The organism is Acinetobacter sp. ANC_7513 (genome assembly GCF_056779915.1).
On sequence record NZ_JBWYIW010000035.1, the window covers coordinates 1 to 275 of the forward strand.

A 275-nucleotide genomic window follows, 5' to 3' on the forward strand; every position below is an offset into this window, starting at 1 on the left:
CGACCATCAGCAACGAGTTGTAAAGCTTCATTAATTTCTTTTTGAAGTGCATCACGTGTTTCATCAGTATATCTTGCTGACTCTTCTAACTTTGCATTTTCATTAAGTTTAGTCTGAAGGTCTTTCGCCTTCGTCTCAAGCGCGGCTAAATCCGCTTCTGTTGCTAATGAATCTTCAAACTCTTGTTGTGCATTGGTTTTTAATGCAGCATCTGCAGCGTCTAATTCATCAGTCGCTTTGATCACATCACCTTTGGTAACTGTTTTAGCAGGATC

Annotated in this window: 1 protein-coding gene; it reads right to left on the reverse strand. The window is 40.0% G+C overall.

Translation table 11 applies throughout. The annotated features are described in order from the left end of the window. Positions 1 to 275: hypothetical protein (locus AC1M9B_RS14425; protein WP_481609342.1), on the reverse strand; the 275-nt coding region annotated here is incomplete at both ends.